The organism is Rhizobium favelukesii, assembly GCF_000577275.2.
In the GTDB taxonomy this organism is placed as follows: Bacteria; Pseudomonadota; Alphaproteobacteria; order Rhizobiales; family Rhizobiaceae; genus Rhizobium; species Rhizobium favelukesii.
The window spans coordinates 1,414,084-1,437,410 of record NZ_HG916852.1; the positions used below are offsets into that span (position 1 = coordinate 1,414,084).

General features: G+C 60.2%; 20 protein-coding genes and 1 pseudogene. 11 read left to right on the forward strand and 10 right to left on the reverse strand.

What is annotated here, in order from left to right:
• Positions 1 to 34 precede the first annotated feature (34 nt).
• Positions 35 to 1,372 carry an IS4 family transposase gene (locus LPU83_RS45360; protein ID WP_197901934.1) on the forward strand — a complete coding sequence of 446 codons (1,338 nt, stop codon included), beginning with the start codon at positions 35 to 37 and terminating at the stop codon, positions 1,370 to 1,372.
• A gap of 47 nt (positions 1,373 to 1,419) precedes the next feature.
• Here LPU83_RS45360 and LPU83_RS45365 read toward each other — a convergent pair whose 3' ends face one another.
• Positions 1,420 to 2,262 carry an oxidoreductase gene (locus tag LPU83_RS45365; RefSeq protein ID WP_024318607.1) on the reverse strand — a complete coding sequence of 281 codons (843 nt, stop codon included), beginning with the start codon at positions 2,260 to 2,262 and terminating at the stop codon, positions 1,420 to 1,422.
• A 113-nt stretch (positions 2,263 to 2,375) separates the two neighbouring features.
• Between LPU83_RS45365 and LPU83_RS45370 the strand changes: the two genes are divergently transcribed.
• Positions 2,376 to 3,281, forward strand: coding sequence for a LysR family transcriptional regulator (locus LPU83_RS45370; protein WP_024318606.1), 906 nt, complete (start codon positions 2,376 to 2,378; stop codon positions 3,279 to 3,281).
• Here the strand turns inward: LPU83_RS45370 and LPU83_RS45375 are convergent.
• Together LPU83_RS45375 and LPU83_RS45380 are read right to left on the reverse strand one after the other, a co-directional pair.
• Positions 3,272 to 3,868, reverse strand: coding sequence for a glutathione S-transferase (locus tag LPU83_RS45375; protein WP_024318605.1), 597 nt, complete (start codon positions 3,866 to 3,868; stop codon positions 3,272 to 3,274). The two genes, LPU83_RS45370 and LPU83_RS45375, sit on opposite strands and share 10 nt — an antisense overlap.
• A gap of 58 nt (positions 3,869 to 3,926) precedes the next feature.
• The gene (locus tag LPU83_RS45380) at positions 3,927 to 4,796 is read right to left on the reverse strand and encodes a 23S rRNA (adenine(2030)-N(6))-methyltransferase RlmJ (RefSeq protein ID WP_024318604.1); all 870 of its coding nucleotides are present in this window, start codon (positions 4,794 to 4,796) and stop codon (positions 3,927 to 3,929) included.
• 83 nt (positions 4,797 to 4,879) lie between these two features.
• Here LPU83_RS45380 and LPU83_RS45385 point away from each other — a divergent pair, with 83 nt between their 5' ends.
• Positions 4,880 to 7,018: a molybdopterin-containing oxidoreductase family protein gene (locus LPU83_RS45385; protein WP_037069218.1), complete on the forward strand. Its 2,139-nt coding sequence runs from the start codon at positions 4,880 to 4,882 to the stop codon at positions 7,016 to 7,018.
• Entirely contained in the window at positions 7,015 to 7,608 is a 594-nt protein-coding gene (locus LPU83_RS45390) for an NUDIX domain-containing protein (RefSeq protein ID WP_024318602.1), read from the forward strand. The genes LPU83_RS45385 and LPU83_RS45390 overlap by 4 nt, the downstream gene beginning before the upstream one ends.
• Here LPU83_RS45390 and LPU83_RS45395 read toward each other — a convergent pair.
• Positions 7,605 to 8,006, reverse strand: a complete 402-nt coding sequence (locus tag LPU83_RS45395; RefSeq protein ID WP_024318601.1) for a type II toxin-antitoxin system VapC family toxin — start codon at positions 8,004 to 8,006, stop codon at positions 7,605 to 7,607. The two genes, LPU83_RS45390 and LPU83_RS45395, sit on opposite strands and share 4 nt — an antisense overlap.
• A gap of 380 nt (positions 8,007 to 8,386) precedes the next feature.
• Between LPU83_RS45395 and LPU83_RS45400 the strand changes: the two genes are divergently transcribed.
• Complete coding sequence (locus tag LPU83_RS45400; RefSeq protein ID WP_024318600.1) at positions 8,387 to 9,550, forward strand: alpha-D-ribose 1-methylphosphonate 5-triphosphate diphosphatase; 1,164 nt, start codon at positions 8,387 to 8,389, stop codon at positions 9,548 to 9,550.
• A gap of 3 nt (positions 9,551 to 9,553) precedes the next feature.
• On the opposite strand, the gene purN is transcribed toward LPU83_RS45400, so the two are convergent.
• Positions 9,554 to 10,228, reverse strand: a complete 675-nt coding sequence (purN, locus tag LPU83_RS45405; RefSeq protein ID WP_024318599.1) for a phosphoribosylglycinamide formyltransferase — start codon at positions 10,226 to 10,228, stop codon at positions 9,554 to 9,556.
• Positions 10,225 to 11,298 (reverse strand): phosphoribosylformylglycinamidine cyclo-ligase, encoded by a 1,074-nt coding sequence (gene purM, locus LPU83_RS45410; RefSeq protein WP_024318598.1) that lies wholly within the window; start codon positions 11,296 to 11,298, stop codon positions 10,225 to 10,227. The genes purN and purM overlap by 4 nt, the downstream gene beginning before the upstream one ends.
• Before the next feature lie 245 nt (positions 11,299 to 11,543).
• Here purM and LPU83_RS45415 point away from each other — a divergent pair, with 245 nt between their 5' ends.
• The 5 genes from LPU83_RS45415 to LPU83_RS45435 all read left to right on the forward strand — a co-directional run bounded on the left by LPU83_RS45415 (position 11,544) and on the right by LPU83_RS45435 (position 18,238).
• Positions 11,544 to 12,665, forward strand: a complete 1,122-nt coding sequence (locus tag LPU83_RS45415) for an AI-2E family transporter (RefSeq protein WP_024318597.1) — start codon at positions 11,544 to 11,546, stop codon at positions 12,663 to 12,665.
• Entirely contained in the window at positions 12,662 to 13,375 is a 714-nt protein-coding gene (gene hdaA, locus LPU83_RS45420) for a DnaA regulatory inactivator HdaA (protein WP_024318596.1), read from the forward strand. The genes LPU83_RS45415 and hdaA overlap by 4 nt, the downstream gene beginning before the upstream one ends.
• Positions 13,376 to 13,439: 64 nt before the next feature.
• Positions 13,440 to 15,644 (forward strand): RNA degradosome polyphosphate kinase, encoded by a 2,205-nt coding sequence (locus LPU83_RS45425; protein ID WP_024318595.1) that lies wholly within the window; start codon positions 13,440 to 13,442, stop codon positions 15,642 to 15,644.
• 12 nt (positions 15,645 to 15,656) lie between these two features.
• Positions 15,657 to 17,180, forward strand: coding sequence for an exopolyphosphatase (gene ppx / locus LPU83_RS45430; RefSeq protein ID WP_024318594.1), 1,524 nt, complete (start codon positions 15,657 to 15,659; stop codon positions 17,178 to 17,180).
• Between the two features lie 74 nt (positions 17,181 to 17,254).
• A complete protein-coding gene (locus tag LPU83_RS45435) occupies positions 17,255 to 18,238 on the forward strand; it encodes a DMT family transporter (RefSeq protein WP_024316628.1) in 984 nt (327 codons plus the stop codon).
• A gap of 5 nt (positions 18,239 to 18,243) precedes the next feature.
• Here LPU83_RS45435 and LPU83_RS74035 read toward each other — a convergent pair.
• Together LPU83_RS74035 and LPU83_RS45445 are read right to left on the reverse strand one after the other, a co-directional pair.
• Positions 18,244 to 18,469, reverse strand: a pseudogene (locus LPU83_RS74035) (IS5/IS1182 family transposase); the annotation flags it as partial.
• Positions 18,470 to 18,860: 391 nt separating this feature from the next.
• A complete protein-coding gene (locus LPU83_RS45445) occupies positions 18,861 to 19,298 on the reverse strand; it encodes a VOC family protein (RefSeq protein ID WP_024316627.1) in 438 nt (145 codons plus the stop codon).
• Positions 19,299 to 19,676: 378 nt separating this feature from the next.
• Here LPU83_RS45445 and LPU83_RS45450 point away from each other — a divergent pair.
• Positions 19,677 to 20,737, forward strand: a protein-coding gene (locus LPU83_RS45450; RefSeq protein WP_112334070.1) for an IS630 family transposase whose coding sequence is annotated in 2 segments (ribosomal slippage) — positions 19,677 to 20,169 and positions 20,169 to 20,737 — 1,062 coding nt in all. Because the reading frame shifts where the segments join, the coding sequence is not laid out codon by codon here.
• A 16-nt stretch (positions 20,738 to 20,753) separates the two neighbouring features.
• Here the strand turns inward: LPU83_RS45450 and LPU83_RS45455 are convergent.
• Positions 20,754 to 22,112: an esterase-like activity of phytase family protein gene (locus tag LPU83_RS45455; RefSeq protein WP_024316626.1), complete on the reverse strand. Its 1,359-nt coding sequence runs from the start codon at positions 22,110 to 22,112 to the stop codon at positions 20,754 to 20,756.
• A 45-nt stretch (positions 22,113 to 22,157) separates the two neighbouring features.
• Entirely contained in the window at positions 22,158 to 23,225 is a 1,068-nt protein-coding gene (locus LPU83_RS45460) for an adenylate/guanylate cyclase domain-containing protein (protein ID WP_024316625.1), read from the reverse strand.
• Positions 23,226 to 23,327 lie beyond the last annotated feature (102 nt).

The following is a 23,327-nucleotide window of genomic DNA, read 5'->3' on the forward strand; positions in this document are numbered from 1 at the left end:
CTTAGTGAGCTGCGGGCAAGTTTGATGGTTCAGGATGGGGATTCGTTTTCCCATCCTGTTTTTGTTTGTGATGTCACGCACCCTTGGACATTCGGCCGAATTATCGGCTCTTTCGCAGGCGATCGACCCGGACTGGATCGCTCAGGCTCTCGCCACGACAGGCAAGGCGAGCATCCGCAAGCGCAAGCTGCCAGCCGAGCAGGTCGTCTGGCTGGTGATTGCGTTGGCCCTTTATCGTCATCAGTCGATCCCGGAGGTGGTGGCCCATCTTGATCTGGTTTTGCCCGATGAGGTCAACGCGGATATTGCCAAGAGCGCGTTGACACAGGCACGGCAGCGCTTGGGTCAGGCACCGTTGGCGCAGTTGTTTGCAATGAGTGCATCATGCTGGGATGAACGCCACCAATCCGGGCGTGCCTGGCGGGGTCTTTGTCGTTATGCCGTGGACGGCAGCACGCTGCGGACGTCCGACAGCCCGGAGAACCGGGCGCATTTTGGAGCGCAGGCCTACGCGTCTGGCGTTGTCGCAAGCTATCCGCAATTGCGGCTGCTGACGCTGACGGCGCTGGCGACGCATCTGGTGCGTGATGCGGTGTTCGGAGCCTATGGCACAAACGAGATGCTCTATGCCAAAAGCCTGCTCGACCGGGTTCCGGACCATTCGCTGACGGTCTTCGACAAGGGCTTCTTCAGTGCCAGCCTTCTCTTGCAATTGCAGACGAAGGGACATGAGCGTCACTGGCTGATTCCGGCCAAAGCCAACAGCACATGGGAACGACTGGATCCGCACCCCACCGATTATCGGGTGCGCATGAAGGTCTCGCCCCAGGCGCGGCAGGCAGAACCGGACTTGCCGGCCTTCTGGGAGGTCAGGGCCATCGAGACGACCACCAGCCATGGCAAAAAGCGCATATTGTTGACATCGCTGATGGACAGACAAACTTATCCGGCAAGCGAAATCGTCCATCAGTATGAAGAGCGATGGCGCATCGAGACAAGTTATCGCGAACTCAAGCAGGAGCTTCTCGGTAGCGAACTGACCCTGCGAAGCGGCACGCCGGAGACTGTCTATCAGGAGGTCTGGGGCGCGTTGCTGGCCTACAATCTGGTGCGGCTCGAAATGGCAGAGGTCGCGACCGAAGCCCAAGTCGAGCCAACCCGACTAAGCTTTATCACAGCCCTGCATTACCTGCGTCACGAATGGGGATGGATGGCGATCGAAGCACCCGGCAAAATCCCCGCCCACCTCACCAGATTGAGAAACAGATTGGCAGACTTGCTGCTGACAGAAAAACGGGGGCGATCATGCCCCCGTGTCGTCAAAAAACTGCCTGCCAGATACCCGATAAGAGCCGTAAGCAAACCTAAGTGAACTGCATTACGGCCCCGCCGGGCTTTTTTTGTTTGTCAGATGAACCCTCAAGCGTCCTGCTTTGGGAAGTCAGTCGAAACTGCAAGCTCACGCCATGCGGCGAGTTCCTTCGCGACATGTTCGTTCTTCGCTTCGATCACCGCCACGGTATCGCTGCCGAACGGCATTCGCAGCGGCGGGTTTTGCGAATGTGCCAGTGTGACCATTGCCTTCGCAAGGCGAGCAGGGTCGCCGGGCTGCTGGTGGTTATGGCCGGCAGCGAATTCGCGCATCGCGCCGACAGGCGTTTCCCGGTAGTCAGCGATCGAACTCGGGCTGACGGCGAGAGAGCTCTCGTCCAGGAAGTCGGTGCGGAAGAAGCCGGGCTCGACGATCGTCACCTTGATGCCCAGCGGGGCCACTTCAGCTGCCAGCGCCTCAGACAGGCCCTCGACTGCGAACTTGGTCGAGCAATAGATCCCCCAACCAGCATGGGACTCGTAGCCGCCGATGGACGAGATGTTGAGCACGTGCCCGGAGCGCTGGCGACGCATGTGCGGCAGCACCGCGCGGGTAACCTTCAAGAGGCCAAACACGTTCGTGGCGTAGAGCTTCCCGATCTCTTCCGTGGTCGCTTCTTCCACGGCACCAAGCAGGCCGAATCCGGCATTGTTGAGCAGCACGTCGATCCGGCCGAAGCGCTTGAAGGCCGCTTCCGCTGCCTTGTGCGCAGAGGCTTCATCGGTCACATCCAATGATACGGCGAGCAGATTGCGATGATTGCCGAACTTCTCCTCAAGGCCCCTCGGGTTGCGCGCCGTCGCGACGACGGCGTCGCCTGCATCGAGGGCCTCTTGGGCGATGAGGGCGCCGAAACCACGCGATGCCCCTGTGATGAACCAAACACGCATGACGATCTCCTTTGTCCGTTGCGCTGCGATTTGCCTGCGCAGTGAAGGTAGCGTATTGGCATAGTTGAGAGAATCTACGCTGTGTTTAACGACTTACTGAGAAAAATTCATCAATGAAGCGTGTGCGCTCCACCGATCTGGCGATCTTCCTCGCGATCGCAAATCACCGAAGCTTCCGGAAGGCATCCGTCGAACTGGGTGTCACAGCCTCCGCCCTCAGCCATGCATTAAGGGCGATCGAAGAGCGGCTGGAGGTTCGCCTGGTCAACCGGACGACCCGCGGGGTGGCCTTGACCGAGGCCGGCGAGCGGCTGTTCGACCGCATCCGCCCGGCATTCCTCGACATCGACGCGGCACTTGAAGACCTCAACAGCTTTCGCGGCCAACCGTATGGCAAGCTGCGCATCAATGCGGCGCGAGCTTCCACCAGGCTTGTTCTGTTGCCCATCGTTTCCCGCTTCCTGAAGGCCTATCCCTCCGTCGAGGTCGAGATCGTCATCGACGACGCGCTCGTCGACATGGTGTCATCGGGCTTCGACGCCGGTGTAAGGTTTGGTGAAAGCGTAGCCGCCGATATGATCGCCGTGCCGATCGGTCCGCGCCATCGTTTCGCGGTGGTTGCTGCGCCAAGCTATTTCGAGAACAGGGGCAAGCCGGTGACGCCGCATGACCTGCGCGATCACGAATGCATACGCTACCGCTTTGCCGCAGGCGCGTTCTATCGATGGGAGTTCGAACGCGGCGGGATCGAACTGGAGATCGAGGTTGCAGGCTCTCTGACGTTGGGCGATCAGGACATCATCCTAGATGCCGTGCTGCACGGTTGCGGTCTCGGATATCTTTTTGAGGAGCAGGTCCAAAGGGCGGTGGCCGATGGCAGGCTGATACCCGTGTTGGAAGACTGGTGCCCCTTCTATCCGGGCTTTTTCCTCTATTATCCGAGCCGCCGGCAGTTGCCGACGGCGCTGCGCGCCTTCGTGGATTTCGTGAAGGTCGACAGAGCCCCGGCTCAGGTTTGAGGCTTCAATTCGTTGTAGGCGGCGAATTTCTTTTCGAATTCGCGGCGCCAGCCGATGAGTTCTGAATGGTCGGTTTCCCACTGTCCCTCGAAACGCAGATCGAGGTAACCGAGCGTCGCTGCGAGCGCGAAGTGGCCGCCGTGCAGCCGCCTGCCGATGTTCGGCAGGTGCACGCTGAGATGGTTCAGGCCACTGACTGCCTTCTTCCACTGGCGGTCGATCCAGGGTTGGTGCACCTTTTCTTCGTCACGGAAGCGTCGCTCGTAGACGATTGCCAGCAGGCAATCGCAAATGCCGTCGCATAGCGCCTCGAGGATTTCCGCCTCCGTCCGTTTGCCGTTCTTGGAGGGGTAGAGCTTCTTGCCTTTCAGCCGGTCGAAATAGTGCATGATGGCGACGCTGTCGAAGATCGACAGCCCGTCGTCGGTCAGCAGCGTCGGGATTTTGCCGAGCGGATTGTTATCGACCAGGAGTGCCGGACCGGCGTTGGTATCCACCCGGATTTCAATGGCATCGAGTTCCAGGTAGCGCGCGGCCATACGTACCTTGCTGGAATAGGGAGACGTCGGTGCGCAAAGGATCTTCATGGTCGCTTTTCCATATGGTGATGTTTCGGCGCGACTATTTCGCGCCGGCAAGAGTCGGTCAACCATCCTTTGCCGCCTTGCTTTCGCCGCGTAGCCAGAACGCGCGATGCGAGGCGTATCGGTCCTGTGCGAGGTGGTCCTTGAGCACAGGAAGCAACACGTGCAGTTCGTCCTTCAGTGTAAACGGCGGATTGACGACGATCAGTCCGGAGCCGGTCAGCCCTGTGATGCCGCGATCGCTGCGCACGCTGAGTTCGGCGCAGAGCATCTTCGAAATATCGAGGGCCTGTAGTGCCTCATGGAATTCCTTGATCGGCGCGCCCTTCTTCAGCGGATACCAAAGGCAATAGGTGCCGCCGGGGAAACGGCGGTAGGCCTTCGCCAAACCATCCACCAGCCGTTCGTATTCGCCGTCCTCCTCGAAAGGCGGATCGACGAGAACGATGCCGCGCTTTTCCTTCGGCGGCAGATGCGCGCCGAGCGACAGCCAGCCGTCAAGCTCGGTGATGCGTGCATGATGATCGCCCTCGAAGAGCCGATGCAGCCGCGCGAAATCCTCGGGATGCAGCTCCATGGCGGAAAGCCTGTCCTGCGGGCGAAACAGCATGCGCGAAAGCTTCGGAGAGCCAGGATAGAAGCGGATGCCGTCCTCCGGGTTCAACTCGCGGACGGCGGAAAGGTAAGGCTCCAGCAGTTCCGCGACCTGCGGAGCGAGGCCCGCCTCCAGGAGCTTGCCGATGCCATCGCGCCATTCGCCGGTCTTTTGGGCCTCCTCGGACGACAAATCGTAAAGCCCGATACCCGCATGGGTATCGAGCACGCGGAAGGCCGCGTCCTTTTTCTGAAGGTAGCGGATCAGCCGCGCCAGAACGGCGTGTTTGAGCACATCGGCAAAATTGCCCGCGTGGTAGATGTGGCGGTAGTTCATTTTCGCTGATGCCCGTGATGAATTCGCCTGATCGGCGTCATTTGTGGCTTTTGGCCGGTTGCCGGTTCGAATATAGAAAACCTATGAATATTGCGACCCCCATTCACGCCAAATCCGCCAAGTCGAACGTCAGGCTCGGTCACACCGCCTGTCCGCACGACTGTCCCTCCACCTGCGCGCTGGAGGTGGAAATCAACCAGGACGGTCGCATCGGTCGTGTGCGCGGCGCAAACGACCATAGCTACACCTCAGGCGTCATCTGCGCGAAGGTTGCACGCTATGCCGAGCGTCTCTATCATCCCGACCGGCTGATGCACCCACTGCGCCGAACGGGCGCCAAGGGGGCAGGGCAGTGGCAGCAGATCTCCTGGGACGATGCGCTGGACGAAATCGCCGAAGCGTTCGTCAAAGCCGAAGCCAGGGACGGCAGCGAGGCGATCTGGCCCTATTACTACGCCGGCACGATGGGCTGGGTGCAGCGCGACTCGATCGATCGCCTGCGTCACGCCAAGCGCTACTCGGGTTTCTTCTCGTCGATCTGCACCAATCCGGCCTGGACCGGCTTCACCATGGCGACGGGGACACTGCGCGGACCTGATCCCCGCGAGATGGGCCGCACCGATTGCGTCGTGATCTGGGGCACAAACGCAGTGTCCACGCAGGTCAACGTGATGACCCACGCCATCAAGTCCCGCAAGGAGCGCGGCGCCAAGATCGTTGCCATCGATATCTACGACAATCCGACGATGAAGCAGGCCGACATGGCGCTGATCGTCAAGCCGGGCACGGACGCGGCACTTGCCTGTGCGGCAATGCATGTCGCCTTCCGCGACGGCTACGCAGATCGCGACTACATGGCCAAATATGCCGACGATCCAGGCGGCCTGGAAACGCATCTGAAAACCAAGACGCCGGAATGGGCTGCCGCCATCACTGGTCTGTCCGTCGATGAGATCGAGGCCTTCGCACGGCTTTTAGGCACGACGAAGAAGACCTATTTCCGTCTTGGCTATGGCTTTACCCGCCAGCGCAACGGCGCGGTCGCCATGCACGCAGCCGCCTCCATCGCCACCGTCCTGGGCTCCTGGCAATATGAGGGCGGCGGGGCCTTCCATTCGAACAGCGATATCTTCCGCATGAACAATGCGGAATTGACTGGCAAGTCGATGATGGATGCCGATATCCGCATGATCGACCAGTCGCAGATCGGCCGTGCACTGACCGGCGATGCGGTGGCGCTGCGCCAGCGCGGACCCGTAACAGCCATGCTGATCCAGAACACCAACCCTGTGAACATCGCCCCCGAGCAGCGGCTGGTGAAGCGCGGCTTTGCCCGCGACGATCTCTTCGTCGCGGTGCACGAGCAGTTCATGACGGAAACGGCCGAGATGGCCGATATCGTCATCCCGGCGACGATGTTCGTCGAGCATGACGACATCTATCGCGCCGGCGGCCAGAACCACATCCTCCTCGGTCCCAAGTTGGTCGAGCCGCCGCCGAGCGTGCGAACGAACCTGTTCGTGATCGAGGAGTTGGCAAAGCGTCTCGGCGTCGACGACCGCCCCGGCTTTGGCTTCACCGCACGCGACATGGTCGATCGGGTTCTCGAAGCCAGCAACCTGCCAGGCTACGATCATTTCCTCGAGCACAAATGGTTCGATCGCCAGCCAGCTTTCGAGGACTCGCACTTCCTCAACGGCTTCGCACATCCGGATGGTAAATTCCATTTCCGGCCCGACTGGGTCAACGGTCCCGCACCGAACAAGCCGCCGGCTGCCGTTGGTGCGCTCGGCCCGCACGAGCAACTGCCGCCGTTCCCGGATCAGGTGGACGTCATCGAAGTGGCGGATGTCGAGCATCCGTTCCGCCTGGCGACGTCGCCGGCGCGCAACTTCCTGAATTCGAGCTTCTCCGAGACAAAGACTTCGCGCCAGAAGGAAGGACGACCGGAGCTGATGATGAATCCGGCTGACGCTGCCGCGGGCGCCATCGAGCATGGCGACCTGGTGCGGATCGGTAACAGCCGCGGCGACCTGCGCATCCACGTGCGCATCACCGACGAGGTTAAGCCGGGCGTACTGATCGCCGAAGGCCTCTGGCCGAATAAGGCGCATGTCGACGGCGAAGGCGTCAACGTGCTGACCGGAGCCGATCCTGTCGCGCCATATGGCGGTGCGGCGATTCACGACAACAAGGTCTGGCTTCGCAGGGATGCCGCATGACGAAGTTCGAAAAGGCAAAAGTCGAGATCGTCGACGAAAAGACGCTCTCGAACGGTTGGACACGCCTCAGCGGCTACCAGATCGACTACACGGATTCCGACGGCGAGACCCATAGGCTGAAGCGCGAGGTCTACCATCGCACGCCGGCAGCGACGATCCTGCTCTACGATCCCAAGCGGGGCACGGTCGTCCTGGTCCGGCAGTTCCGGCTGCCGGTCTACCTTCACGATGAGCCGGCGTGGATCATCGAGACGCCGGCGGGGCTGCTCGACGGCGACGAGCCAGAGACCGCGATTCGCCGGGAAGCCATGGAAGAGACCGGCTTCCGCGTCCGCGACGTGCGCTTTCTCTTCAAGGCTTACAGCTCGCCGGGCTCGAGCATGGAACTGCTGCATTTTTTCGCCGCATCGATCGATACGACCGATCGCGTATCGAACGGCGGTGGGCTTGCCGCGGAGCATGAGGATATCGAAGTTCTGCAAGTGCCGCTCGGCAAGGCGATAGCGATGGTCGAGCAGGGCGAGATCGCCGACGCAAAGACGATCATACTGCTGCAGTGGGCGATGTTAAACCGCGAGTTGTTGAGCTAAAGCGAAATCGGCCGCAAATGTTCCGCGTCGGCATCTAGCTTTGGCTTCGCGTCGATTGTTGCGGGTACAGCCTGTTTCAAAGCATGAGCAAGATAGGCGGCATCATAGCCTGACAATTGATGTTTTCTCGCGAGCCTAATGATTGTTTGGTGATCATCGTCGAACATTGTTCGCAGGGGCAAGCTTTCCAGGCGCACAAGACAGGCCAGAATATCCTCGCTGCCGATCCGGCGTTTGCGCTCTGCTACCAACAGAATATTGCGCATTTCATGCCAAAAGAGATCCGGCACAACGGCGTCATCGATCTCCAGGAGAGACAGCGCCGCTTCCGCCTCGACATTTTCCTCGTCCGGTAGCAGCCATGCAGCAGCGATGGACGCGTCGACGACAAACGGCATCAGCGCCGCCCTTCGAGGCGCCATCGCTGAATTTCCGCCGCGCTCGCCTTGGCGCGCTCGGCGCGCTCGATACGAAGGAGGCGGATGGCCTGGGCGCGCTCATTGCGGTCATCGATCTTGCTCAGCCGGCCACAGGAACGCTGCCGCGCGAAATCTCAATCTCCTGGCCGCCTCGACTTGGGTTAGGAGTTCCGACAGGCGCGTTTTCGCCTCTGCAACTTTAACTTTGATTGGCATTTTCTGATCCCTTAGACTTCGCAGGTTGGTTCTAGGTGTGAAGTTGGTCAACCACATGACCAACTTGTCTTTGCGTTCACACCGATGTCATGAATCAGCGCTATGCGCTCCGCCTGTCATAGTCACCCTCCCGGAGAAGACCCATGTGGCTCAGCAACTTTACTCTTGTCCTTCCAGACGAGATCGTCAGCCACGGCTCGGTGCGCGTCGAGGACGGTGTGATTGCCGAAGTTCGGCCGGAGCTGGTCGCCAACGCCGCTATCGATGGCGGCGGACGTCTGTTGATGCCGGGCTTTGTCGATCTTCACGGCGACATGGTGGAGCGCGAAATTGCGCCGCGCCCGAATGCGCCGATGCCGATCGATTTCAGCATTCATGAACTGGACAAGAAGCTTGCTGCGGCAGGCGTCACGACGGCCTTTGCGGCGGTCTCCTTCGCGACAGAGAGCGTTTATGGGCATGTCCGCTCGCTCGAGACCACCTCGGCCGTCATCGAGGGCATCAATCGGCTCAAGGACAACCTGCTGATCGATCACCGTGTTCATGCGCGCTACGAGATCACCAATCTCGGCGCCGCGCCGGCGCTGGAGAAGTTGCTCGATTCCAGTCATGTAGACATGGTTTCGCTGACCGACCACACGCCGGGGCAGGGGCAGTACAACAACATCGAAAGCTACATCCTGAGCATTGCCGAACGCCGCGCCATTTCCGAGGAGATGGCCGCCGAGATGGTCACGAAGCGCATCGAGATGCGCAGCAATCCGGACATCGAGATCAAGCTGAAGCAAGTCGTCGATCTTGCCTTGAGACACAAGCTGTCGCTCGCCTCCCACGATGACGACAGCGCCGAGAAGGTCGCGCAGATGCACGATCTCGGCGTCACGATCAGCGAATTTCCGGTGACGCTTCCCGCGGCTGAAGAGGCGCGTCGTCGTGGTCTATGGACGCTGATGGGTGCACCGAATGCCCTGCGCGGACAATCGATGTCCGGCAATCTCAGCGCACTGGACGCCGCAGCCGCCGGCTTGCTGACGGCTATCGCCGCCGATTACCATCCCGCCGCCTTCGTGCCTGGCATCTTCAAGATCGCCGATCGCACGAGCCTGCCCTATGCCGTCGCCATGGCGACGCGCAATGCGGCACGTTCGGCCGGTCTTCTGGATCGTGGCGAGATTACCGTCGGGCAGCAGGCGGATCTCGTGGTTGTCGAGGCTGGTGACGTGCACCGCATCCGCGCCACATTCCGCAGGGGCCGTTTCGTCTACAGCGATGGCACGCTGCACCAACTGCGGGCGCTTGCTGCCTGAGGCTCAGGCACCCTCGCCAATGAGCGAGATAACGCTGCTGCGTTCCGCCGGCGCTGTGGCAGCGTCGGTGCTGACGGCCTTGCCGCCTTCCATCTTCACCTTGCTCTCGGCCAAGAGCCGCAGCGCTTGCGGGTAGAGCTGGTGCTCGACGGTGAGCACGCGCGCTGCCAGACTTTCGGCACTGTCGCCTGAAAGGATCGGCACGGCGGCCTGGCCGATAACCGGTCCCTCATCCATGCCTTCGGTGACGAAGTGCACGGTGCAGCCGGCGATCCGCATACCGGCATCGATTGCCCGCTGATGGGTATGCAGGCCGGGGAAGAGCGGAAGCAGCGACGGGTGGATGTTGATCATCCGGCCCTCGTAACGCTGGATGAATACGCCGCTCAGCAGCCGCATGTATCCGGCAAGGCAGAGGATGTCGGGAGACAGCCGATCGAGCGCGGCAAAGATCGCCTCCTCGTGCGCTTCCTTGCTGGCGTAGTCCTTGCGCACGAAGGCGAATGACGGGATGCCCTCGGCCGCCGCCTTGGCAAGCCCGCCGGCATCGGCCTTGTCGGAGATGACGCCGACGATTTCTGCCGGATAGTCGGCAGCCTTGGCAGCGGCGACGAGCGCCATCATGTTGGAACCGCCGCCGGAGATGAAGACGACGGCGCGTTTGCGCGGCGTCGTCATATGGCGAGCGTACCCTGGTAGAGCGTGCCGGCCGCACCCTCGGCACGGGTGATCATGCGGCCCAGCTTCACGACCGTCTCGCCTTCGGCTTCGAGGGCGGCGACAACGGTTGCGACGTTCTCAGCGGAAACGACCGCGATCATGCCGATCCCGCAGTTGAAGGTGCGCAGCATTTCGTTGGCCTCGACGCCGCCTGTCTTGGCGAGCCAGGAGAAGACCGGCGGAACCTTGACGGCCGCCAGATCGATCTCGGCTGCGAGGTGCTTCGGCAGGACACGCGGGATATTCTCCGGGAAGCCGCCGCCTGTGATGTGCGCCAGTGCCTTGATGGCTTTCGTTTCGCGGATCGCCTTCAGGAGTGGCTTCACATAGATGCGCGTCGGCGTCAGCAGCGCTTCGCCGAGGCTCTTGTCGTCTGCGAACGGAGCCGGCGCATCGAAGGCGAGGCCCGATATCCCGACGATCTTGCGCACAAGCGAAAAACCGTTGGAGTGAACGCCCGAGGAAGCGAGGCCGAGGATCACGTCGCCTTCGGCAATGTCGCCGGAGGGCAGCAGTTGGCCGCGCTCGGCTGCACCGACGGCAAAGCCTGCAAGATCGTAGTCGCCGGAAGAATACATGCCCGGCATTTCAGCCGTCTCGCCGCCGATCAGCGCGCAGCCTGCGTCGCGGCAGCCAGCAGCAATGCCTTCGACGATCGCCGCGCCCTGGTCGGGGTCAAGCTTGCCCGTGGCAAAATAATCAAGGAAGAACAGCGGCTCGGCGCCCTGGACGACCAGATCGTTGACGCACATTGCGACGAGGTCGATGCCGACGGTGTCGTGATAATCGGCGTCGATCGCGATCTTCAGCTTGGTGCCGACGCCGTCATTGGCGGCAACGAGAACCGGATCCGTGAACCCTGCTGCCTTGAGGTCGAACAGGCCGCCGAAGCCGCCGATCTCGCCGTCTGCGCCCGGGCGGCGCGTCGAGCGCACGGCGGGCTTGATCTTCTCCACCAGAAGGTTTCCTGCATCGATGTCGACGCCTGCGTCGCTATAGGTCAGGCCGTTTTTTCCAGACTGGCTCATGCTGCTCTCCGATGGCTGTCTTCGGGCGGGAAATGTCACCGCCTCAATATGCGGGTCGCAATTGCATGACAGGGGCGTTTATGCAAGGGATTGCATGGCGAAAGCCCCAATTTCCCGCTCTTTTGACGCAGGTCATCTGGATTCTTAGCGGTGGGGTTGACCATTCTCTCACCCACATCCTATGTGCTCGAAGGTTGCATCGAGATGATGCGAAAAATCGAGACGGCCGATCAGCGGGGAATGTGATGCCACAGCAGATTAGCGGGGCAGGTCTGAAGCGCCAAGTCATCTTCTGGCTGGCCGTGCTCGCCTTCTTTATCGCCTTCCTTTTTGTCTTCAGCTCGATCCTGCTGCCATTCCTCGCGGGGATGGCGCTGGCCTATTTCCTCGATCCCATTGCTGACAGATTGGAGCGCCTCGGTCTTAGCCGCTTGATGGCAACGATCGTCATCTTGATCGCCTTCGTCGTCGTCATCGTCCTGGCCTTGATGATCCTGATACCGGTTTTGGCGAGCCAGTTCAGCGATTTTGCCGGTCGCCTGCCGGGCTACATCGATCAGTTGCAGACATTCGTTACAAAGTCGCAGAATTCCCTCATGCCGGACTGGCTGAGGAACCAACTTGGCACGATCAAGAGCAATTTCTCTGAAATCCTCTCACAAGGATTCGGGCTACTGACAGGGCTTTTCGGTCAGGTCTGGAGCTCCGGCCTTGCCGTCGTCAACGTGATCTCGCTGATGATCGTCACGCCCGTTGTGGCGTTCTACATGCTGCTTGATTGGGACCGCATGATCGCCAAGGTCGATCAGTACATTCCGCGCGACTACGTGGCCAATGTCCACCAGATCATGCGCGAAATCGATCAGGCCATTGCCGGCTTCATCCGGGGGCAGGGTTCGCTCTGCCTCATCTTGGGCATCTGGTATGCCGTTGGCCTGTCGCTGGTCGGCTTGAACTTCGGTCTGCTGATCGGTCTGTTCGCGGGCATGATAAGCTTCATTCCCTATGTGGGCTCGCTGGTGGGTCTCGTTCTTGCCGTCGGCGTTGCCATCGTCCAGTTCTGGCCCGACTACATCTGGGTCGGCGCGGTGCTCGCCGTCTTCTTCAGCGGTCAGTTCATGGAGGGCAACATCCTGCAGCCGAAGCTGGTGGGACACAGCGTCGGGCTGCATCCTGTTTGGTTGATGTTTGCGCTCTTTGCCTTCGGCGCGTTGTTCGGCTTTGTTGGTCTGCTGGTTGCGGTGCCGGCGGCTGCCGCGGTCGGCGTGCTTGTCCGTTTTGCGCTTTCACGCTACCTTGAGAGCGATCTCTATGCCGGCGGGTCGAAGAATGGCCAGGTCGGCAAGACAAAAGCTGACCCCAAATGACTGATGTGAAAAACGCTGGTCCAAGGCGCAATGCCGTCGAACAGCTTCCCTTGGCATTTTCGCACGATGCTGCAACGGGGCGTGACGACCTGTTGATCTCCGCACGGCTCGCAGCGGCCGTGTCGATCGTCGATGCCTGGCCGCATTGGCCTTCGCGCGTCGTCATCCTCGCCGGGCCTGTCGGCTCCGGAAAATCGCATCTGGCGAACATCTGGAAAGATCATAGCGGCGCCGTCGCAATCTATCCGAAGGCGGGCGCCAACGCGGCGGTCGATGCCGCCAATGGTCCGGTGCTGTTCGAGGATGTCGACCGGCGTGGCTTCGACGACAACGAACTTTTCCATGTGATCAACAGCGTGCGGGAAAACGGTCACAGTCTTCTGATGACAAGCCGCCTATGGCCGATGTCCTGGCCGGTAGAACTGCCGGATCTGCGCTCGCGCCTGAAGGCGGCGACGGTCGTCGAGATCGGCGAGCCGGACGAGGAACTGCTGTCAAAGGTCATTGTGAAGCTGTTTGCAGACCGCCAGATTTATATTGATGACAAACTGGTGCTCTATATCGTTAATCGGATGGAACGGTCGCTGAATGCGGCCCAGACGATCGTTGACAGGCTGGACCGGCTTGCCCTCTCTCGGGGCACGAAGCTTACCCGAACTCTTGCCGCTGAAGTATTGAATGAATTGGGTAATTCTGAACCGTCAGATTGACTGTCACAGATCCGTCGTGAAACTGATATAATTCGCTTGGCGAATGAAACGGGACAATCAGACCATGGATAGCGCAGTCGCGGAGCATCACGAACCTACTCCGGAAACCAAGGAGACTGTGCCATCGCTGGAAGAACTGCTCGCCAGCCCCGAGCGCTTCATCAACCGCGAGTTCTCATGGTTGCAGTTCAATCGCCGTGTTCTCGAGGAAACGCTGAACACCGAGCATCCGCTGCTTGAGCGAGTCCGTTTCCTGTCGATCTCTGCGGCAAACCTCGACGAATTCTTCATGGTGCGCGTTGCCGGGCTTGAGGGGCAGGTGCGCCAGAACATCGTTGTGCGCACGCCCGACGGCAAGACGCCTGCCGAGCAACTCGACGCCATCCTCCAGGAGATCGACAATCTGCAGATGGAGCAGCAGGCATCGCTTGCCGTTCTCCAGCAGTATCTCGCCAAGGAAGATATCCTGATCGTCCGTCCCGGGGCACTGAGCGAGCCCGATCGCGCGTGGCTGGCGACGGAATTCGAACAAGCGATCTTCCCGGTGTTGACGCCGCTGTCGATCGACCCGGCGCACCCGTTCCCCTTCATTCCGAACCTCGGCTTCTCGATCGGTCTGCAGCTCGTCAGCAAGAACGGCCGCGATCCGATGACGGCGCTGCTGCGCCTGCCGCCGGCGCTCGACCGCTTCGTGCGCCTGCCGGACGATCGCAACACGATCCGCTACATCACCCTTGAGGATGTTACCAACGTCTTCATTCACCGCCTCTATCCCGGCTACGAGGTGCAGGGCTCAGGTACGTTCCGGATCATCCGCGACAGCGATATCGAAGTCGAGGAAGAAGCCGAAGACCTCGTGCGCTTTTTCGAAACCGCGCTGAAGCGCCGCCGCCGCGGATCGGTGATTCGCATCGAGACCGATTCCGAGATGCCGGCGTCGTTGCGCCAGTTCGTCGTTCAGGCCCTCAGCGTTCCGGAAAATCGAGTCGCGGTCCTGCCAGGCCTGCTGGCGTTGAACACGCTATCCGAAATCACCAAGGCGCCGCGTGAGGATCTTCGATTTCCGTCCTACAATGCGCGATTTCCCGAACGTGTCCGAGAGCACGCCGGCGACTGCTTCGCTGCCATCCGCGAAAAGGACATGGTGGTTCACCATCCCTACGAATCGTTCGACGTGGTGGTCCAGTTTCTGCTCCAGGCTGCACGTGATCCTGACGTCCTGGCGATAAAACAGACCCTCTACCGCACGTCGAACGACAGCCCGATCGTCCGTGCGCTGATCGACGCGGCCGAATCCGGCAAGTCCGTTACGGCCTTGGTGGAGCTGAAAGCCCGCTTTGACGAAGAGGCCAATATCCGCTGGGCGCGCGACCTGGAGCGCGCTGGCGTACAGGTCGTCTTCGGCTTCATCGAGTTGAAAACACACGCCAAGATGTCGCTGGTCGTCCGCCGCGAAGAGGGTAAGCTTCGCAGCTACTGCCATCTCGGCACCGGTAACTATCATCCGGTCACCGCGAAGATCTATACCGACCTGTCGTTCTTCACCTGCAATCCGGTGATCGCGCACGACATGGCAAATATCTTCAACTTCATCACTGGCTACGGCGAGCCGGAAGAGAGCATGAAACTGGCGGTTTCTCCGTACACGCTGCGCTCGCGCATCGTTCGCCACATCGAGGAAGAAATCAAGCACGCCAAGAACGGCGCGCCGGCGGCGATCTGGATGAAGATGAATTCGCTCGTCGACCCCGAGATCATCGACGCGCTTTACACGGCAAGCCGCGCCGGCGTCGAGATTGATCTTGTCATTCGAGGCATCTGCTGCCTGCGCCCACAAGTGCCCGGCCTGTCGGAAAATATCCGGGTGAAGTCGATCGTCGGACGCTTCCTGGAGCACAGCCGCATCTTCTGCTTCGGCAATGGTCACGGGCTGCCATCCGACAAGGCGCTGGTTTATATCGGCTCGGCGGACATGATGCCGCGCAACCTCGATCGCCGTGTCGAAACGCTCGTCCCACTGACCAATCCGACGGTTCACGAGCAGGTTCTCTCACAGATTATGCTCGGCAATATCATTGACAATCAGCAAAGCTACGAGATATTGCCCGACGGTACGTCCAGGCGCATGGAAGTGCGCAAGGGCGAAGAGCCGTTCAACGCGCAGCAGTATTTCATGACCAACCCCAGCCTGTCCGGCCGTGGCGAAGCCTTGAAATCCAGTGCGCCCAAGCTGATCGCCGGCCTGCTTTCCGGCCGAAACAACAAGTAATATTGGACCTGCATGGTTGAATCAGAAGCCCAGGGGCGCCTTCCAGGGATAGCCCCGGTCTCCGTGGTCGATATCGGGTCGAACTCGATCCGTGTGGTCATCTATGAAGGCATGTCCCGCTCGCCGACGATCCTTTTCAACGAAAAGGTGCTCTGTGGTCTCGGCCGAGGAATCGCACTGACCGGCAAGATGGATGAGGCGAGCGTCGGGCGGGCACTGGCTGCCTTGCATCGGTTCAAGGCATTATCCGATCAGGCGCGCGCTGCCACCATGTTCGTGCTGGCGACTGCGGCTGCCCGCGAAGCATCGAACGGACCGGATTTTATCCACAAAGCGGAAACAATCCTTCAGCGTAAGGTCCGCGTTCTTTCCGGTGAAGAAGAGGCGAAGTTCTCCGCCCTCGGCATTGTCAGCGGCTTCTATGAGCCGGACGGTATTGCTGGAGACCTGGGCGGCGGTTCACTCGAACTCATTGACATCAAGGGCAAGGAAATCGGCAAGGGGGTCACCTTGCCGCTCGGTGGCCTTCGCCTGTCGGAATATGCAGGCGGCTCGCTGGAGAAGGCCCGAACCTTTGCTCGCAAGCATGTGAGAACAAGTTCCAAACTGCTGGCGAAGGGAAATGGGCGCACCTTCTATGCGGTCGGGGGCACTTGGCGAAATATTGCCAAACTGCATATGGAGATGACGCAGTATCCGCTGCACATGATGCAGGGCTACGAGGTTTCGCTCGAGGCGATGATTCAATTCCTCGATCAGGTGGAGATTGCCAAGGACTCGAAGGATCCTGCGTGGATGGCGGTCTCCAAGCATCGCCGCGCGCTGCTTCCGTTCGGTGCGGTTGCCATGAAGGAAGTCCTGAGCGCGATGAAGCCCTCTGTTATCTCGTTCTCGGGGCAGGGCGTGCGCGAAGGCTACCTCTATTCATTGCTTTCCGAGAGCGAGCGCCGCAGCGATCCGCTGCTGGCCGCGGCTGGCGAACTCGCCATTTTGCGCGCGCGTTCGCCGGAACACGCCAGAGAGCTGGCGGACTGGACAGGCCGCATGATGCCCTATTTCGGCATCGCCGAGACGGAGGAGGAGGCGCGCTATCGCCAGGCGGCGTGCCTGCTTGCCGACATCAGCTGGCGCGCGCATCCCGATTACCGTGGCCTGCAGGCGCTGAACATCATTGCTCACTCGTCCTTTGTCGGCATCAGCCACCCCGGCCGCGCCTTCATTGCGCTGACGAACTACTACAGGTTCGAAGGGCCGTATGACGACGGTGCGACGGGTCCTCTCGCCACCATCGCCACGCCGCGATTTATCGAGCGCGCCAAGCTGCTCGGCGGCATGCTGCGTGTCGTCTATCTCTTTTCGGCATCCATGCCCGGCGTCGTGCGCAATCTCACCTTCCAGAAATCGTCCAAACCCGATCTTGACTTGGAGTTCGTGGTTCCGGCGGAATATCACGACTTTGCCGGCGAGCGCCTCGAAGGCCGCTTGCAACAGCTTTCCAAGCTGACCAACAAGCGCTTGGCCTTCCGCTTCGAATAGCGTTCGGTTCCTAACAAGCCCAGTGCTGCCGCCGTCATCTGTGCAGCTCACGGGAACTGTGGCATAACTGAGCCATGGCGATACATGTCTTGGCGGTCCATCGCGACACAGTCGGGACGGAACAGGCGGCGGGCAATTCGCTTGCCGCCGCCTATTCCGTGGGGGTTGTCTGCTGGCTGCTGTCAGCCGGCGTCTATATCGCCGCGAAATGGGTCTCTTCCGAGATGCCGCCCTGGGCGCTCTGCTTCTGGCGAGTGCTGATCGCCTGGGCGATCCTGATGCCGATCGTGCGTCGGCATTTCGGCGATATGGTCGCCCTGGTGCGGGCTCGCCCCCTCGAACTGCTTGCCATCGGCGGCATGGGACTCGCGATCTGCCAGGGCATGATCTTTGTCGGCCTCGAGCATGCCGACGCCACCACCGCCGGCATTATCATCGCCCTGATCCCGATCATCACCATGATCCTTGCCCGTTTGATTCTGGCTGAGTCGATGGGAGGCTGGCAGGTAATCGGATCGATCTTGGCCTTTCTCGGGATCGTGGTCATCATCCTCAAGGGCAGCCCGGCCGCGCTGATGCGTCTCGACTTCAATCCCGGCGAACTGTGGATCGTCGCCGGCGCATTTTGTTTCAGCGTCTATACCGTCCTGCTCCGCCGGGCGAAATTCGATGTGAATCGTCTTGCACTCCTGGTGCTGCTTCTCGGCGCGGCGGTGCTGACGGCGCTGCCCTTCTATCTCTTTGAGCTTCTCTCTGACGAACGCTCGACGCTCAACAGCAGCGGGCTCGTCGCGCTCGCCTACGTCGCGATCCCCGGCGGAGCGGTTATGTATTACCTCTTCAATCGGAGCATCGAGGCTCTGGGCGCGGCGCGGGCGGGCGTGCTCCTCTACATCCAGACGATCTTCATAGCTGTGCTCGCCTATCTGATCCTCGGCGAGCAGTTGCAACCCTATCACCTCGAAGGTGCCGCGCTCATCGTCGCCGGCCTGCTTCTCATCATCCTGCTGAAGCCCAAGGCCAAGGCGGAGGCGGCAACGGCCGAAGAGTCCGTTTGAGAACGTCAGTGGCTGATACGTCGCAGCGGAAGACCGCCCATGGCGAGTGATCATGGCTCCTGACACGTCGATTCGGGCCTCGTGGTTGCGGACAAGGCGCCGCCATCGTGTCATCCAGCCGAAGGTCGGCCGACGACCGGGCGTCGCGGCAACCATTAAACCCAGGCTGCCTTCGATGCGTCGGACGACTTCGATGACGAAATCAAGATAGGCGGCCTTGTCCAGGAGCTTGCCCGTGCCAGATATCGGATGCCATTCGACACCTCGCGCAAATCAACGCCCCGGCGACAGCCGGTCTTCCGGGGCTTTGGCAGACGCCGTTCAACTTGCTATTCCTCGTCTGTCAGATCCGTGGGGTAACGGCGGGTCTTCTTCTCGATGGCGGCCATCCGGGCCCGATCCGCTGCTGTCACATCAGAAGCTTGAATCATGGACCGCCTCAAACCGCCGCCCCGTGTTCTAACGGTCTCTTGGGCTGCTGACAGCAGCTTTCACGGGCGACAGGCTTGACGACCTAATCGTGCCTCACGAGAACGCGGCCGACCGTGGACGGAGCGGCGGGTCGGGTTCGGACGCGCTCGCTGACGGTGGTCACTCTTTGCCGTTCGTCTTCGTATTGCGTTCAGTTGAGTTCTTGGGCTAGTCCGATGAGAAGCCCTTCAGGCCCACGGATGTAGCAGAGCCGATACGCGTCTTTATACTGGACTACTTCGCCTACGAGCTGCGCGCCGCGCGCGCGGAGCCTTTCAAGCGTCTCGTCGATGTCGTCCACGGCGAACATGGCGCGGAGGTAGCCTAGGGCGTTGACCGGGGCGTTCCGGTGATCTGCGACGACAGGCGGCGTGAGGAAGCGGGAGAGCTCGAGCCGGCTGTGGCCGTCCGGTGTGCGCATCATGGCAATCTCGACACGCTGATCGCAAAGTCCAGTGACACGTCCGGCCCATTCTCCTTCGATCGTGGCCCGCCCTTCGAGCTCGAGGCCGAGTTCGCGAAAGAAATCAATCGTCCCTCCGAGGTCTTCGACGACGATTCCTACGTTGTCCATCCGTTTGAGCGCCATGTTTCCAATCTCCAATGTGTCGGTCAATCTACAAGGTGTTCGCCTCGTCTAACAAAGGACGGTTGAGGTGCCCCAACACCGACAGCCATCCCAGTTCGCTGTTTTTTTACATCAGAAGCTTGAATATGGACCGCCTCAAACCGCCACCCCGTTTTCAAACGGTCTCTAGGGGCGAGGGTGATCGAGGCCGATGGCAGTCGAACCGCACTCCACGAAACGGCTCCTGACATTTGCTTATCCAGCAAAAAGCCCCGCTCGTGCGAACGGGGCCTTCCTTTTGAAAAGTGCAGACTTATACCAGCGAGCGCAGAGTGCGACTCACTTGGGATTCCCGAATCGGTGAAAATCTGAATCCATGGGGCAAACGGGAGGTTTGCAATGGGTTCGGCGATTGCATTGCGCGATGATTTTGATGGTCCTGCTCTGCGGCAGTTCGCGAAAGGGACCAAGGATGCCGCTCAAGCGCGGCGGCTTCTGGCGTTGGCGGAAATTTATGACGGCGGCTCGCGTACAGATGCGGCCCGGATCGGGGGCGTGACCTTGCAGATTGTTCGCGACTGGGTCGTTCGTTTCAATGAGCACGGGTCGGCCGGGCTCCTCAACGGCAAGGCTCCCGGCAATCGGCCCAAGCTGAATGATGATCAGCGCCAGGCCTTGGCCAAGATTGTAGAGCGTGGTCCGATCCCGGCTATCCACGGTGTCGTTCGGTGGCGGCGCAAGGATCTGGTCCAATGGATCTTCCAGGAATTCCGGATCTCGATGGACGAGACCACGGTTGGTCGCGAATTGAAGGCTCTCGGCTTTGCCAAGCTGTCTGCCCGGCCGCGCCACTACGCCCAGAATGAACCCGAAGTGGACGCTTTTAAAAAGAGTTCCCTGCCGCATTGGCAGCCATCAGAAGCAGCCTCCCGAAGAATACCGAGATCGAACTCTGGTGGGCCGACGAGGCGCGCATAGGTCAGAAAAACAAGATCACCCGCCGATGGGCTCGCCGTGGCACCCGACCTTCAGCGCCGCTGGATCAACGGACGATGTGGGCGTACATCTTCGGTGCCATCTGCCCCAAGAAAGGTAAGGGCGCGGGCCTCGTATTGCCCTATTGCGATACCGACGCCATGAATCAACATCTGCTGGAAATCAGCCAGGCAGTCGATGACGGCGCTCACGCGGTCCTCATCCTCGATCAAGCCGGATGGCACGTCACGCCGAAGCTCAGCGTCCCTGACAACATCACATTGCTGTTCTTGCCGCCGCGTTCGCCTGAATTGAACCCTGTCGAAAACGTCTGGCAATTTATGAGGGACAACTGGCTGTCGAACCGCATCTTCACAGACTACGAGGACATCGTCGCTCACTGCTGTGTCGCCTGGAACAAACTCGTCGCGCAACCCTGGAAGATAATGTCCATTGGACTGCGCGAGTGGGCGCATCGGTTTTGATCAATGCATGTTGGTATTACTTCGCGTTCAGGAGTTCGCTGACCTCAAGTAAGCTGAATTCGTTGTTGTCGGCCTTGTCGACAGCGCGACCTGCCGAGAAGGGCAGGTTGTTGTCGTTGCCGACGACGATGTGCGTGGCATCGACGCGGTCGACATTCTCGATTGTTACGAACGGCATGTCGTAGTTGCCATCCTTGCTGCCGGCCTTCTTCTTGTTGTCAGGATCCTGGATGTTCAGCAGGTCAATGTAGCCGATCTTGCGAACTGATTTGCCGACGTTGGCGTCGTTGAACTCGATCTTGTAGATGCGCTTGAGTTCGGCCGGGGCCTCGAAGCAATCCGGCTTCGGCTGCTTGGGATCGGCGCAGGCCTTGTCCTTCGTGCCGGCGCCGTTGTCGCGTTCGATGACGAGTGCGGTGATGTCGTCGAGCATGTTGAAGTCGCCGATCGAAACACCCTTTTCCTCGAACGGATAGAACCAGGTGCGGCCCGTCCAGTTCTTGGATGCGGTGTCAAACTCGATGACGCGGATGGCGGTATGGCCGTCAACCGATTCCATCTTGCCGTCGTCCTGGTAGATTGCGCCTTCGAGAAGGCCGTAGAGCTTGCTGCGATCCTTCGACATGGCAACACCTTCGAAGCCACCCGAGCGCTTCAGGTTGAAGACCGGCGCCTTAGCGGTCGGGTTTGCCTGGACGGAAAGAACCGGATTATCGGGGGACATGACCGGCTTGCCGTCGACCGTGGTCGAGATGACGTCGGTCAGGCGGCCTTCAGTATCGAACTTAAGGAGGTAGGGTCCGAATTCTTCGCCGATCCAGAAACCGTCTGCGACAGGCTGCACGGCTTCGATGTCGAAATCCGCGCCAGTGAGATAGCGCTTCTCGGCGCCTTCAAGTACGATCGGGAAAGGTGCCTTCTTGTCGGGGTCGGAAAGGAAGAGGTTCTTGACGACCTCAACCTTGCCGGTTTGCCAATCGAACTTCACCTGGTGCAGGAAGAGCATCGCGTCGCTGGAGTTCGCCTTCGAGCCGAAGCCGTTGTCGGAGAGCGTCCAGAACGTGCCGTCAGGCATGGTCTTGATGCCGGAGAAGCCCTGGATCGGCTGACCGTCGAAGGGAAGCTTCAGATCGGTGACGCGAACCCCGTCCTTGCCGGGAACGCTGCCGAGCGCCTCGGTGCGCTTGCGCTCAGCGGTGGTGAATTTGCCGGAATGCTTGAGGAATTCCGGCGTATCGTCCGGAGCCGCGACGAGCGTGTTGGCCGGCAGAATGGCTTGGCCTGCGAGCTTGGCTGGAAATTCCTGCTGGTCGGCTGCAGCCGGGCAGGCGATCAAAAGAACAAATGAAACGGAAGCAAGAAGAGTATTTTTCATCGAAACCCCCAAGGATTGGAATGCGGGTCTCGATTAGCAAGGCTTTCATGTCGGCGCGTTGACGCTTGCGTGAAGCTTTGGTGACGCTTTGCGGTTGTCTGCCTTGGCGAGCGCGATGACGCCGAGGGTTTGGCCGCGGCCTTTGACGGCGTGGCTTCCAAGATCCTCCGCCGATACCGCCTCCGGCATCTTGATCCGCTGCGCGAGGTCGGATGAGATGAGAACCGATCGGTTCAACGTCTTGCAGAGCGATTCTAGCCGGGACGCAGTGTTCACCGTGTCACCGAAATAGGTGATCTTGTGATGGTCGACGCCGATTTCGGCCGTGATCACGGTGCCTCCGTGCAAAGCGGCGCGCAGGCGGGGGACCTGGCCATATGTCTTCAACCAGCTCTCGGCGTCCGCCTCTATCTCGCTGATGATATCGAAGATGCAGTTCACGCATCGCGCGAATTTGATCCCGCGCTCCAACGGCCAGCTGATGATCGCGGCGTCTCCGACATAGTCATCGATAGTGCCTTTGTATTTCCGCACCGGCTCGGCGAAGGCAGCAAACAGCGAGCTCAGCATCTGCTGTGCCCGAAGGTCACCATGCTTCTCGGCAAAGGCCGTCGAATCCACGAGGTCGATGAACAGGAAGACGCGTTCCTCGCTGATTGGCTTCCGGTATCGGCTGAACAGCATGCTCATGAAGATGTCGCGGCCCAGCAATTCGCGGATGCGCAGCACGAAGATAATGAGCGCGCACACGGCGAGTGCATAGAGGAAGGCATCGAAAGGCAGAACGACAGCCTCCACCCATGATGCAGGATGAATAGCGCCGAGCCACCACATGGCGAGGCCAGCAATCGCAAATCCGACGCTCATCAGAATTTCGTAGACGAAGATCTCGGCGAGAAAGAACGTCACCGTCGGCAATGCCTGCATGCGCCGGTAAAGGCCGCGCAGGATCACCTTTCGTTCGAAGGCAATGATCGGCATGCCGATGAACAGCGCAAAGGTTGCTCCGACGACGGGATGCCCTCCATAGAACCGCATGTCATAGAGAACGCCACTCGCGGCTATGACAAGCGCAATCAACAGCCAGTTCTGGACTGGAGATATTTCCCTCATGTAGTCCTTTTCGCGGTGCCGCGTCGTCGCGGATACCTAGGGCATATAGGAAACGTCGGGTGTTTCCGAAAGGCACGCTCGGTTGGTTTCCTTGATCGAATC